At 70.6% G+C, this 12,202-nt stretch carries 10 protein-coding genes; 6 read left to right on the forward strand and 4 right to left on the reverse strand.

Annotation, left to right across the window (positions count from 1 at the left end; translation table 11 throughout):
* Nucleotides 1–440: 440 nt before the first annotated feature.
* Entirely contained in the window at nucleotides 441–824 is a 384-nt protein-coding gene (locus FLV34_RS19685; protein WP_142620120.1) for a DUF5318 family protein, read from the reverse strand.
* Between the two features lie 125 nt (nucleotides 825–949).
* On the opposite strand from FLV34_RS19685, the gene FLV34_RS19690 reads away from it, so the two are divergent.
* Both FLV34_RS19690 and FLV34_RS19695 read left to right on the forward strand, forming a co-directional pair.
* Nucleotides 950–1,588, forward strand: coding sequence for a PadR family transcriptional regulator (locus tag FLV34_RS19690; RefSeq protein WP_142649582.1), 639 nt, complete (start codon nucleotides 950–952; stop codon nucleotides 1,586–1,588).
* A gap of 13 nt (nucleotides 1,589–1,601) precedes the next feature.
* Complete coding sequence (locus FLV34_RS19695; protein ID WP_142620118.1) at nucleotides 1,602–2,681, forward strand: inositol-3-phosphate synthase; 1,080 nt, start codon at nucleotides 1,602–1,604, stop codon at nucleotides 2,679–2,681.
* Between the two features lie 76 nt (nucleotides 2,682–2,757).
* On the opposite strand, the gene idi is transcribed toward FLV34_RS19695, so the two are convergent.
* Entirely contained in the window at nucleotides 2,758–3,354 is a 597-nt protein-coding gene (gene idi / locus FLV34_RS19700) for an isopentenyl-diphosphate Delta-isomerase (protein WP_142649584.1), read from the reverse strand.
* Between the two features lie 102 nt (nucleotides 3,355–3,456).
* Between idi and FLV34_RS19705 the strand changes: the two genes are divergently transcribed.
* Nucleotides 3,457–4,758: an MFS transporter gene (locus FLV34_RS19705; RefSeq protein ID WP_142649586.1), complete on the forward strand. Its 1,302-nt coding sequence runs from the start codon at nucleotides 3,457–3,459 to the stop codon at nucleotides 4,756–4,758.
* 31 nt (nucleotides 4,759–4,789) lie between these two features.
* On the opposite strand, the gene FLV34_RS19710 is transcribed toward FLV34_RS19705, so the two are convergent.
* Both FLV34_RS19710 and FLV34_RS19715 read right to left on the reverse strand, forming a co-directional pair.
* Nucleotides 4,790–6,055, reverse strand: coding sequence for an adenosylmethionine--8-amino-7-oxononanoate transaminase (locus tag FLV34_RS19710; protein WP_147943752.1), 1,266 nt, complete (start codon nucleotides 6,053–6,055; stop codon nucleotides 4,790–4,792).
* A complete protein-coding gene (locus FLV34_RS19715; protein ID WP_261985838.1) occupies nucleotides 6,056–7,453 on the reverse strand; it encodes a CCA tRNA nucleotidyltransferase in 1,398 nt (465 codons plus the stop codon).
* A 181-nt stretch (nucleotides 7,454–7,634) separates the two neighbouring features.
* Between FLV34_RS19715 and FLV34_RS19720 the strand changes: the two genes are divergently transcribed.
* From FLV34_RS19720 to murJ, 3 genes are all read left to right on the forward strand, one after another.
* Nucleotides 7,635–8,171 carry an aminoacyl-tRNA deacylase gene (locus FLV34_RS19720; RefSeq protein ID WP_142649592.1) on the forward strand — a complete coding sequence of 179 codons (537 nt, stop codon included), beginning with the start codon at nucleotides 7,635–7,637 and terminating at the stop codon, nucleotides 8,169–8,171.
* Between the two features lie 46 nt (nucleotides 8,172–8,217).
* Nucleotides 8,218–10,476 (forward strand): hypothetical protein, encoded by a 2,259-nt coding sequence (locus FLV34_RS19725; RefSeq protein ID WP_147943754.1) that lies wholly within the window; start codon nucleotides 8,218–8,220, stop codon nucleotides 10,474–10,476.
* Between the two features lie 76 nt (nucleotides 10,477–10,552).
* Nucleotides 10,553–12,151 carry a murein biosynthesis integral membrane protein MurJ gene (gene murJ / locus FLV34_RS19730; RefSeq protein WP_142649595.1) on the forward strand — a complete coding sequence of 533 codons (1,599 nt, stop codon included), beginning with the start codon at nucleotides 10,553–10,555 and terminating at the stop codon, nucleotides 12,149–12,151.
* Nucleotides 12,152–12,202 lie beyond the last annotated feature (51 nt).

A 12,202-nucleotide genomic window follows, 5' to 3' on the forward strand; every position in this document is an offset into this window, starting at 1 on the left:
CCTCCCTGCTGCGGTCCCGGAACCGGTCGCTGCGGCCTGCCCTGCTCCGGTCGCGGTTCGGGCCGGGGTTCCGGCCTGGGGGGCACCGCGTTCATGGCCGCCGTGTCCTCGAAGGCTGCCGCCTCACGACGGCGGTCGGGTCCGGCCGGCCGGGCGCCGCGGGGCGGCTGCGGGACCGGTCCCCTGCCGGGCTGCCGCGGCGGGACGGGCTCGCCGTACTCTCCGTAATCTCCGTAATCGCCGAACTCGTCGGATTCCCGGGGCGAGCGACGACGGCGCCCAGGGCGGGATGATCCACCGGAGCCCGAGGCGTCCTCGGGACGGCCGGTCGGCTCCGGTCCGTAGCTGCTGTAAGTCACGCGTCCTCGTCAGATGGTTCGGGGAATTATCGACGTCGGCCGGCAGGCCGGCGGGCCGCCTCCTGGAGGTGGAGGTCCGCCCTACAGGGAAGGGCCCGGGGGATCGGCTGTTCCGAGGACGAACGACACCGCCAGGTGGTTCCAAGAACAACCTTGGCAGACCTCCACCACGTAGACGCGGAATTCGCGGTATTCCCGCGCCATCGCGGTGAGCTCGGCCATCCCTTTTGCCTGGCCGGCCACTCGTCCTAATTCGTCCCCATATACGTATGTGACGTTGGTCACGTTGCGTCGTTCACATATGGGGCAACTGCGGCTCGTCGGCTCTCCGTGGAACCGGGCCGCGCGGAGCAGGTAGGGGTGGGCGTCGCACACGTCCCGCGCCCGCATGCGGCCGGCGCGGACGGACTGTACGGCCGCCCGCTTAGCGAGGCCGTAGTCCACGACCGACCGCTGTGACCACATGCGGCCAGATTACGACCCTTTGCCGAATCTTGCCCAACCGTTGACCCGTTGCCATCTATGACACCCCGACGTATCCTGCGGATGTATCGAGTCGATACATCGGTCGGACACAGGGGGTGGTTCCAGTGACGGGCTCTCGTGGAGGTGTGCTGGAGCTCGCCGTCCTGGGATCGCTGAACGAGACGCCCTTGCACGGATATGAGCTGCGCAAACGGCTCAACACGCTGCTCGGCATGTTCCGTGCCTTCTCCTACGGCTCGCTGTACCCCTGCCTCAGGGGTCTGCTCAACGAGGGCCTCATCGCCGAGGAGGAGCCTCCTGAGGACACGGTTCTCGGCCGTAGGTCGAAGATCGTCTACAAGATCACGGCGGAGGGCAAGGAGCGGCTGCAGGAGCTGCTCAGCCAGTCGGGGCCGTCCTCCTGGGAGGACGAGAGCTTCGGCATCCACTTCGCCTTCTTCCGCCACACGGAGGCGGAGGTGCGGCTCCGCATCCTGGAGGGCCGCCGCAGCCGCCTTGAAGAACGCCTCGACCGCGTCCGTGAGGCTCTCGCCCGCACGAGAGAGCGGCTGGACACCTACACGCTTGAGCTCCAGCGCCACGGGCTGGAGTCGGTCGAGCGCGAGGTCCGCTGGTTGAACGAGCTGATCGACTCGGAACGGCGGAGCCGTTCGGCTCCCGGCGAGGGGGGTCACCCTCCGGATCCCGCGCAAGCCGTACAGGAAGAGACCCAGAGGGCGGACACGCCCGAGGCAGATAGGTAAAGGAGCGAGTGCTATGGGTTCGGTGCGCGTAGCCATCGTCGGTGTGGGCAACTGCGCCTCATCGCTGGTGCAGGGCGTCCATTACTACAAGGACGCGGATCCGAGCAGCCGTGTGCCGGGCCTCATGCACGTGCGGTTCGGTGACTACCACGTCGGTGACGTGGAGTTCGTCGCGGCCTTCGACGTGGACGCCAAGAAGGTCGGCCGCGACTTGTCGGAGGCCATCGTCGCCTCCGAGAACAACACGATCAAGATCTGCGACGTGCCGCCGCTCGGCGTCACCGTGCAGCGTGGCCCGACGTTCGACGGCCTGGGCACGTACTACCGCGAGATCATCGAGGAGTCCGACGAGGAGCCGGTGGACGTCGTCCAGGCCCTGAAGGACGCCCGGGTCGACGTCCTGGTGTCCTATCTCCCGGTGGGCTCGGAGGAGGCCGACCGCTTCTACGCGCAGTGCGCGATCGACGCCAAGGTGGCGTTCGTCAACGCGCTGCCGGTCTTCATCGCCTCCGACCCCGAGTGGGCCGCGAAGTTCACCGAGGCCGGCGTCCCGATCGTGGGCGACGACATCAAGTCGCAGGTCGGCGCGACGATCACGCACCGCGTGCTGGCCAAGCTGTTCGAGGACCGCGGAGTCGAGCTGCTGCGCACCTACCAGCTCAACTTCGGCGGCAACATGGACTTCATGAACATGCTGGAGCGCACCCGCCTCCAGTCCAAGAAGATCTCCAAGACCCAGTCGGTCACGTCGCAGATCCCGCACGAGATGGCCAAGGCCGACGTCCACATCGGCCCGTCCGACCACGTGCCGTGGCTGGACGACCGCAAGTGGGCCTACGTCCGCCTTGAGGGCCGGTCGTTCGGCGACACCCCGCTCAACCTGGAGTACAAGCTCGAGGTCTGGGACTCGCCCAACTCCGCCGGCATCATCATCGACGCGGTGCGCGCGGCCAAGATCGCCCTCGACCGGGGCATCGGCGGCCCGCTGCTGTCGCCCTCGTCCTACTTCATGAAGTCGCCGCCGGAGCAGTACTCCGACGACGCCGCCCGCGAGGCCGTGGAGAAGTTCATCCGCGGTGAGGCCGAGCGCTGACGTCCGTCGTCCGCGTGTCCCGCCCCGGTTCCGCTCGATCGGACCGGGGCGGTCCCATGTCCACGCCCGGTGGACCTCAGTGGTTCGTGAGCGGGCGCGCGGCCGGCGGCAGGGCGGCGGCGTCGGCCACCGGCCAGGCCAGCGGATCCGGCCCGAGCGCGACGAGCTGAGGCACCTGCTCCCTGGCCCAGGGCGAGATGTCCCGCTCCCCGCTCATCACCTCGGCGGCGAAGCGCGCCCAGGGCTCCCACCTGACCTCGCCCACCTCCTCGGCGTTGGGCGCGGCCTCTCCGGTGACCACGGCCCGGTAGACCGGGCACAGCTCGTTCTCCACCGTGCCGTTGTCCATCACGGCCCGATAGGAGAAGCGCGGCAGGATCAGGTCGACGGACTCGACGGTCAGGCCCAGCTCGAACCCGAGGCGGCGGATCACCGCCGACGACAGCGGTTCGCCCGGCAGGGGATGCCCGCAGCAGCTGTTGGTCCACTGATCGGGCCAGGTCAGCTTCGAGCCCGCACGGCGTGACAGCAGCACGCGCCCGCGGTGGTCGAAGACGTAGCTGGAGAACGCGAGATGCAGCGGCGTGTCGGCGCTGTGGACGGTGGATTTGGGGGCGGTGCCGATCGGGTTTCCCTCGCCGTCGACCAGCACGACATGTTCCTGTGACGTCACTCTGCGAGAGTACGTGATCACCTTGCCGCGGGGTGAGACCTACGGGTCTTTATCAGGGTCGCTCCGGATGTCCGCGCGTGATCGCCCGCGTAGGCTGTCGCCGTGTCCTACGCCTCTGATCTGCGGGTGGTCCTGCGGGGTCGAAACTTCCGGCGGCTTTTCGCCACACGGCTCGTCTCGCAGTTCTCCGACGGGATCTTCCAGCTCGCCGTCGGCGGCTACGCGTTCTTCAGCCCGGAAAGGCAGGCGAGCGCGACCGCCATCGCGGCGGGCCTCGCCGTGCTGCTCCTGCCGTACAGCGTCCTCGGGCCCTTCGTCGGGGTGTTCATCGACCGCTGGTCGAGGCGGCAGATCCTCGTCATCGCGCCGGTCGTGCGCGGCGTGCTGCTGGTGGTGGCCGCCTGCCTCGTCGCGGCGGGCGCCTCCGACGTCGTCTTCTACGCGGCGGCGCTCGGCGTGCTCGCGGTCAACCGCTTCTTCCTGTCGGCCCTCAGCGCCGCGCTGCCCCACGTCGTGCCGTCCGAGAACCTGATGATGGCCAACGCGGTCACGCCCACCTCGGGCACGGTGGTGACGTTCGTCGGGGCGGGCGCCGGCGTCGTGCTCCGCGTGATCTCCGGGTCGGACGACCGGGGCGTGGCCGTGCTGCTGGTCTGCTCCGGCGTCGTCTTCGGCCTGAGCGCGCTGATCGCGCGGACGATGGAGCGCTCGCTGCTCGGCCCCGCGTACGACCCGAACCGCCCGCAGGCCCGCGAGGCCGTACGGCACGTGCTCGCCGGCCTGGTGGACGGCGCGCGGCACATCGCGCACCGGCGTTCGGCGGGGGCGGCCCTCAGCGGCGTCGCCACCCACCGCCTGATGTTCGGCATCTCCACGGCGGCCGTGGTGATGCTCTACCGCTACCACTTCACCCACGACCCCGACGACGCGCTGAAGGGCATCGCGCTCGTGCTGGGCGCCGTCGGCGCGGGCAGCTTCGCCGCGGTCCTGGTCACGCCGTGGGCCACCGAGCGGGTCCGCATCGAGATCTGGGTGCCGGTGATGCTCGTGACCTGCGGCGTGCTGGAGTTCGCCCTGTGCGCGACGTTCCACAAGTGGGCGTTCGTCGCCGCCGGGCTGGTGATCGGCGTCGCGGGGCAGAGCGTGAAGATCTGCGCGGACACCGTCGTGCAGCGCGACATCGAGGACGCCTATCTCGGCCGCGCCTTCTCCGTCTACGACATGCTGTTCAACGGCATGACGGTGCTCGGCGCGGTGCTGGCGGCGGCGCTGCTGCCGCGCGACGGCGTGTCGTATCTCGCGCTCGCCGTGATCGGCGTGGGCTATCTGCTCGGCGCGGTGGTCTACCGGCTGATCCTGCCCTCCGCCGTACGCCGCAGGCCGCCGGTGCCCGCCGTCGACTGACTCCCGTCGGCAGGCCTCCCGTCGGCCGGCGTCACAGCGCCGCGGTGGCGGCGACCATGGCACCGGTGATGCGGGCGATGTCGCCGGGCGCGCAGGCGTACGGCGGCATCGTGTAGATCAGCCGGCCGAAGGGCCGCAGCCACACGCCGTGCTCCATCACGATGTCTTGAATTTTCGCGACATCGACGGGCCGGTCGGTCTCGATCACCCCGATCGCGCCCAGCACCCGCACGTCCCGTACGCCGGGGGCGCCCGCGGCCGGGGCGAGACCGTCGAGCAGGCCCGCCTCGATGCGCGCCACCTCCTCCCGCCAGGGCCGTTCGGCGAGCAGGTCGAGCGAGGCGCCGGCCACGGCGCAGGCGAGCGGGTTGCCCATGTAGGTCGGGCCGTGCATCAGCACGCCGATGCGCTCGGCCACCCGCGCGGTGCACAGCGTGGCGGCGAGCGTCATGTAGCCCCCGGTGAGCGCCTTGCCCACGCACATGATGTCCGGCCTGATCCCGGCGTGGTCGCAGCCGAACATCTCCCCCGTACGGCCGAAGCCGGTGGCGATCTCGTCGGCGATCAGCAGGATGCCGTGCTCGTCGGCCAGCTCGCGCAGCCGCCGCAGGTAGGCGGGGTGATAGAACCGCATGCCGCCCGCGCCCTGCACGACGGGCTCCACGATGATCGCGGCCAGCCGGTCGGCGTGGGCCTCGACGGCCGCGGTCAGCTCCGCCAGATAGGCCTCGTCGGGACCCGCCTGCGTGGTCCCGCCCGGGCGGCGGCCGTAGTCGTGCGGCGGCATCGGCGCGAAGACGTGCCGCGGGAGCATCCCGGTGAACAGGTGGTGCATGCCACCGACCGGGTCGCAGACCGACATCGCGGCGAACGTGTCGCCGTGGTAGCCGCCCCGCACGGTCAGCAGGGCCGAGCGCCCGCTGTACTGCACCGCCATCTTGATCGCGACCTCGACCGCCACCGAGCCCGAGTCCGCCAGGAAGACGTGGTCGAGCCCGGTCATCCCGGCCAGCCGGTGCGCGAGCCGTACGGCGGGCTCGTGGGTCAGGCCGCCGAACATGACGTGCGCCATGTCGCCGAGCTGGTCGCGGGCGGCCCGGTTGAGCCGCGGGTGGTTGTAGCCGTGAACGGCCGCCCACCAGGAGGCCATGCCGTCGATCAGCTCACGGCCGTCGCCGAGCGTGATCCGCACGCCCTCGGCCCGGCGGACGACGTGCACCGGCACCCCGGACGGCACGGCCGTGTAGGGATGCCAGACGTGCTCGCGGTCGAGCCGGAGGACCTCCGCGGCGTCCACCTACGAGATGATCCCGTTGTCGCGCGCCCAGTCGAGCAGGGCCTGCCGCGCGGCCTCCTTGCCGATCATGCCCTGGTCCATGCGGATCTCCAGCATGTGCTTGTAGGCCCTGCCGACAACCGGCCCCGGCGGCACGCCGAGGATCTCCTGGATCTCGTTGCCGTCGAGCTCAGGGCGGATCTTGGCCAGCTCCTCCTCGTCGGCCAGCCGGGCGATGCGCTCCTCAAGCTGGTCGTAGGTGCGCGACAGTGCCTGGGCCTTGCGCTTGTTGCGGGTGGTGCAGTCGGCCCTGGTCAGCTTGTGCAGGCGTTCGAGGAGGTGCCCCGCGTCGCGGACGTAGCGGCGCACGGCGCTGTCGGTCCACTCGCCCGTCCCGTAGCCGTGGAAGCGCAGGTGCAGCTCCACGAGCCTCGACACGTCGGACACCACGTCCTTGGGGAACTTCAGCTCGGCGAGCCGCTTCTTGGCCATCTGCGCGCCGACGACCTCGTGGTGGTGGAACGACACGCGGCCGCCGGGCTCGTTGCGCCGGGTCTTCGGCTTGCCGATGTCGTGCAGCAGGGCGGCCCACCGCAGCACCCGGTCGGGGCCGGACGTCTCCAGGTCGATGGCCTGCTCCAGCACGATCAGCGTGTGCTCGTAGACGTCCTTGTGCCGGTGGTGCTCGTCGATCTCCAGCCGCAGCTTGGGCAGCTCGGGCAGGACGTGGGCGGCGAGCCCGGTGTCCACCAGCAGCGCGAGCCCCTTCCTCGGGTGGGCGCCGAGGATCAGCTTGTCGAGCTCGTCGCGGATGCGCTCGGCCGAGACGATCTCGATGCGGCCGGACATCGCGGTCATCGCCTCGACCACCTCGGGGGCCACGGTGAACCCGATCTGGCCCGCGAACCTGGCCGCCCGCAGCATCCGCAGCGGGTCGTCGTCGAACGACTGCTCGGGTTTGCCCGGCGTCCGCAGGACCTTGGCGGCCAGGTCGGGCAGCCCGCCGTACGGGTCGACGAACTCGTGGCCGGGCAGCCGGACGGCCATCGCGTTGACCGCGAAGTCGCGCCGGGCGAGGTCGCCCTCGAGCGAGTCGCCGTACATCACCTCGGGCTTGCGCGAGGCGGGGTCGTACGACTCGCTGCGGTAGGTGGTGATCTCCAGCAGCCAGCCGCCCTTGCGCACGCCGACGGTGCCGAAGTCGATCCCGATCGTCCAGACGGCGTCCGCCCAGTCCTTGACGATCTCCAGCACCCTCTCGGGGCGGGCGTCCGTGGTCAGGTCGAGGTCCTTGCTCGCGCGGCCGAGGAGGACGTCGCGGACGGAACCGCCGACCAGGGCCAGCTCGTGCCCTCGGGCCGAGAACAGCTCACCGAGCTCGTCGGCGACCGGGGCGATCCGGCGGAACAGTTCGTTCACGGCGCGCTGCTGGCTGTCGCTCAGATTTGAAACGGACAAGGCTGGGTAGGTCCTTCGGTCACGGAACAGAAACTCTCCCCCGATGGCCCAGGTGTTCAGGTGTCACCCAGGGGAGACACACCTAGCGATCACTAGGCCACGGACGGTTCGGGGGCGCTGGACGACGCAAGGAGCACACGAGATGAAAGACGCTCTCGCGATTCACCGCTGGCTCCTCGCCCACCAGATCCACCATGAGATCGTACGTCTTCCGCGCCCGTTGACATGCTCGGACGAGCTTCCCGAGGTGCTGGGGGTCTCACCCGAGAGGTGCCTGTGCGTCTCGCTGTTCGAGGTGTCGGCGCGAGGGCGGACACAGGAGGTGGCGGTGGTGACCGCGGTGAACTCCTGTCCCGGGCCGGCGGACGTGGGCGCCGCTCTGCGCGCCCACAGGGTAACCCCCGCGTCGGCCTACACCGTGAACTCCGCGACCGACTACGCGCACGGCCTGGTCTGCCCGCTCCTGCTGCCCGACGACCTGACCGTGCTGGTCGACCAGCGTCTGCTGGAGCGGGCCGATCCCGACGAGGTCGTCCACACCGCGACCGGCGAGCGCCGCACCGCGTTGCGCATGCCTGCCATCGACCTGTTCGACCTGGTGGCGGCCAAGCCCGTCGACCTGAGCGCCACCCAACGGAGGGGTCTCGCGAGCCTCGTGAGTCCTATGCGGACTGCTTAGGCCATAGCATTCTGGGCGTGCGCCGTACCTCACCGCCGGCCGGCACATGATCCGTAAGGCCGCGCTGCTGACATCGCTGACCGCCCTGCTCGCCTTCCCCGCGGGCATGGCCGGTACGGCTGTCGCGGCACCACCTCCGGGTCGTGTCGTGGCCGTGGCACCGGCCGATCCGCTCGTGGTCAGCGAGATCACGCCGGAGGTCGTGCGCGTCGCCACCGACCCCATCACGGTCGCGGGGACCGTCTCCGGCACGCCGGGATCGTTCGTCCGGGTCGCCGTCCGCTACTCCCGGGGCAGGCCGTTCGCCTCCCGGGCCGAGATGGCGGCGTACCTGTCGGAGCAGGGATACGGCACCACCAACTGGAGCACCAGGATCCAGGCCACGGCGCTCGACCAGTCGGGAAAGCTTCCCTTCCGGTTCACCGTGACCCCCGCGGAGCTGGGCATGCCCAGGCCCGGCGTCTATCCCTTCGAGATCGAGCTGACCGACGCGGGCACCGGGCAGCGGCTCGGGATCGAGCGGACCTTCCTGACGTACGCCCCCAAGGGCGAGCAGATCCCCAAGATCAAGCTGGCCGTCGCCCTGCCGATCGTCGACCGGCCCCACCGCGCCGACGACACGACGTTCATGGACGACGACCTGCCGGCCTCGCTCGCGTCCGGCCGCCTGGCGGCGCTGCTCCAGACGGCGCAGGACACCGGCGACGCGGTGACCTGGTTCGTGGACCCCGCGCTGCTCGACGACGTCCGCGTCCTGTCCTCCGGCCCCCGGAATGTGCGCGGCACCCGCAAGGACGCCGACCAGGCCGCGGGCCAGTGGCTGAACGGCCTGCGCAGCGCGCTGACGGACAAGACCGTCATCTCCACGCCGTACGCCGATCCGGACATGACCGCGCTGGTCCACCACGGCCTCGACAAGCAGGCCGCGGCGTCCGTCCAGCGCGGGGCGGCGCTCGCGAGCGAACTGCTCGGCCGGGAGATCCCCAGCACCACCACGTGGCCGGCCGGCGGCAAGATCGACCGCGACGCGGTGGACGAGCTGGCCATGTCGGGCGTGACGTCCGTGCTGCTGTCGGGCGACGCGCTGCCGCCGCGGCCCGAGGGCCAGGGCGCGACGCAGACCGGACAGCCCGTCCCCCCGCCCGCGCAGCAGACCACGCCCGACGGCGCCGCCACGCTCGAAACCGTCGCCGAGAACCCGCTCACCGCGCTGCTGGCCGACCCCACGCTCAGCGAGCTCCTCGGCGGGAACGTGTCGGCTCCCGGCGCCGCGATGCTCGCGCGGCAGCGGTTCCTCGCCGAGACCGCGATGATCGCCTTCGAGCAGCCGGTAGCCCTTCCCGGCCAGACCGGCGGCACGGGACAGAGCGGCACAGGCCAGAGCGGCACCGTGCAGAACAGCACGGCGAAGGCGGCCACGCGCACGGTGATCGCGGCCCCGCAGTCGCATCTGTGGACGCCCGACCCGGCGTACGTCTCCAGCCTCCTGCAGGCCGCCTCCGGCGCCCCCTGGCTGCGCATGACCCCGCTCGACTCGATCAAGCCCGGCCGGGTCCAGGTGCCGCGCGCCGACCTGACGTACACCGAGCGCGACCGCCAGGCCGAGCTGAGCCGCACCTACCTCGCGACCGTACGCAAGCTGGAGCGCAAGGCCGACGCCGTGGCCACCGTCACCGAGCAGCACACGGACGTCTTCCACACGGCCATACTCCGGCTGTCGTCGGCCTCCTGGCGGGGCGACGGCAAGCGCGCGATGACCTTCGCCGGGCAGGTGCAGAAGGCCATCGACGCGCGCATCGACGACGTGTCGGTGCTCGACACCCCGCGCGCGGTCGCGGGCAGCAACGGCCAGGTCCCGGTCAGCGTGGCCAACAACCTGGACAAGGACATCCAGATCAAGATCCGGGTCACCTCGGCCAGCAAGTCGCGGCTCGCTATCGACGCCCCCGGAGGGGTCTACATGACCCCCACGACCACGATCCTCGCGGGGCGCAGCCAGCTCGTGAACGTGCCGGTGATCGTGCGCGACGAGGGCGGCGACGCGAGCATCTCGGTGCAGCTGCTGACCGACGGCGACGAGAAGTACGGCAGCGCCGTGCGGGTCGTGGTGCGCGCGACCGGCTACACCGGCATCGCCCTCGTCATCGTGGGGGCGGCCGTGGTCATCATGCTGGCCGCCGTGGTGATGCGCATCCTGCGCCGCAGGTCGCGCAAGGCGTTCCCGTTCGACGCCTCCGGCGGCGAGGACGGCCCGCCCGGCGACCGGCAGGGAGCCGTCCCGGCCGAGCGCACCCAGTCGCCGTAGTCTTGGGTCGCCTTCCCGGGACCACTGGAGGAAGGCGGCCACCCCAAGTCAGGCCGCCGCGAACCGAAGGACAACCATGAGCAGGATGCTGCGGGCCAGCGCGATCATGGCGGCCGGGACGATGGTCTCGCGGCTCACCGGCTTCGTCCGTACGGCGATGCTCGCCGCGGCCATCGGCACCCTCGCGCTCGGCGACGCGTACAACGCGGCCTACCAGATCCCCTACATCCTGCTCGACCTGCTGCTCCAGGGCGTGCTCAGCGCCGTGGTCGTTCCGGTGATCGTGCGGGCGCAGAAGCGGGACCCCGACGGGGGCCAGGCGTTCGAGCAGCGGCTGATGACGCTGGGCGTGGTGGTGCTGACCGCCGTCGCGGTGATCGGCGTGCTGCTGGCCCGGCCGATCATGGAGCTCTACACCGCCTCGAACTGGTCGGAGGACAAGGTCGCGGTCGCCACCACGCTGGCCCGATATCTGCTCCCGCAGATCGCGTTCTTCGGGATCGGCTCGCTGGCCGGGGCGATCCTGAACACCCGGGACCGGTTCGCCGCCCCGATGTGGGCGCCGGTGCTCAACAACATCGTGGTAATGGGGGTCCTCGCCGCCTACTACGTCATCGGCACGTCCGACATCGAGAAGGTGAGCGACCGCGACCTCATGTTGCTCGGCCTCGGCACCACCGCGGGCATCCTCGCCCAGGCGCTGGTGCTGATCGTCGCGCTGCACCGGGTCGGGTTCCGGTTCCGCCCCCGGTTCGGGGTGCGCAACACCGGTCTCGGCGAGGCGGCCAGGGCCGCCGTGTGGACGTTCGCCTTCGTCGGCATCAACCAGATCGGGTTCTGGGTCACCACCAAGCTCGCCACCGGCGCGGGCGACCGTGCCCCGGGCGCCGGCAACAGCGCGTGGTCGTACGCGTTCCAGCTCTTCCAGCTTCCGTACGGGATCATCGCGGTGTCGGTGATCACGGCGATGCTGCCCAGGATGAGCAGGCTCGTGGCCGACGGCGACCTCGCCACGGCCCGCGGGGAGTTCTCCTCCGGGGTGCGGCTGGTCTCCTCCGTCATCGTCCCGTCGGGTCTGCTGCTGATGGTGCTCGGCCCGGCGGTCACCACGCTGATCTTCTCGTGGGGCAACATGACGACGGGCAACGCGATCTACATCGGTCACGTGCTGCAGGTGTTCGGCGTCGCGCTCGTGCCGTTCTCGATCTTCCAGCTCCTGCTGCGGGTCTTCTACAGCTTCGGCGACACCCGCACCCCGGCGATCATGGCCGGGGTGAACGTGGTCGTCAACGCCTCGCTCAGCCTCGTCGCCTACTTCACGCTCCCCGACCGGTACATCGTCATCGGCCTGGCGTTCGCCTACCTGATCACGTACGTCGTCCTCTGCGGCGTCGCGTGGGTGCTGGCGAGCCGGAAGATCGGCGGGCTGGGCGGCCGGGAGATCGTCGCCGGCCTGGGCAGGATGTACGCGGCGGCGATCCCGGCCGCCGCGCTGGCGCTGGCGGTCCTCTGGCTGGCCAGGGAGATCACCTCGATCAGTCCCATCAGTGCGGCGGTGGTGCTCGTGGTGGGCGGCGGCGCCGGGCTGCTGCTGTACATGTTCGCCGCGCACCGGCTGCGGGTTCCCGAGGTCCGCTCCATCATTGGACTTGTCGCAAGCCGGGTAGGACGGTAAGAGTCCTCAAGAACGACCGGCGACTGGAAGGTAACGCGAAAGTCCGATTCG

Source organism: Microbispora sp. CSR-4, assembly GCF_008033685.1.
In the GTDB taxonomy this organism is placed as follows: domain Bacteria; phylum Actinomycetota; class Actinomycetes; order Streptosporangiales; family Streptosporangiaceae; genus Microbispora.

Coding starts and splice junctions, on each gene's coding strand:
- FLV34_RS19685 (WP_142620120.1), bottom strand. CDS start 824: ATGTGGTCACAGCGGTCGGTCGTGGACTACGGCCTCGCTAAGCGGGCG.
- FLV34_RS19695 (WP_142620118.1), top strand. CDS start 1,602: ATGGGTTCGGTGCGCGTAGCCATCGTCGGTGTGGGCAACTGCGCCTCA.
- FLV34_RS19720 (WP_142649592.1), top strand. CDS start 7,635: ATGAAAGACGCTCTCGCGATTCACCGCTGGCTCCTCGCCCACCAGATC.
- FLV34_RS19725 (WP_147943754.1), top strand. CDS start 8,218: ATGATCCGTAAGGCCGCGCTGCTGACATCGCTGACCGCCCTGCTCGCC.
- murJ (WP_142649595.1), top strand. CDS start 10,553: ATGAGCAGGATGCTGCGGGCCAGCGCGATCATGGCGGCCGGGACGATG.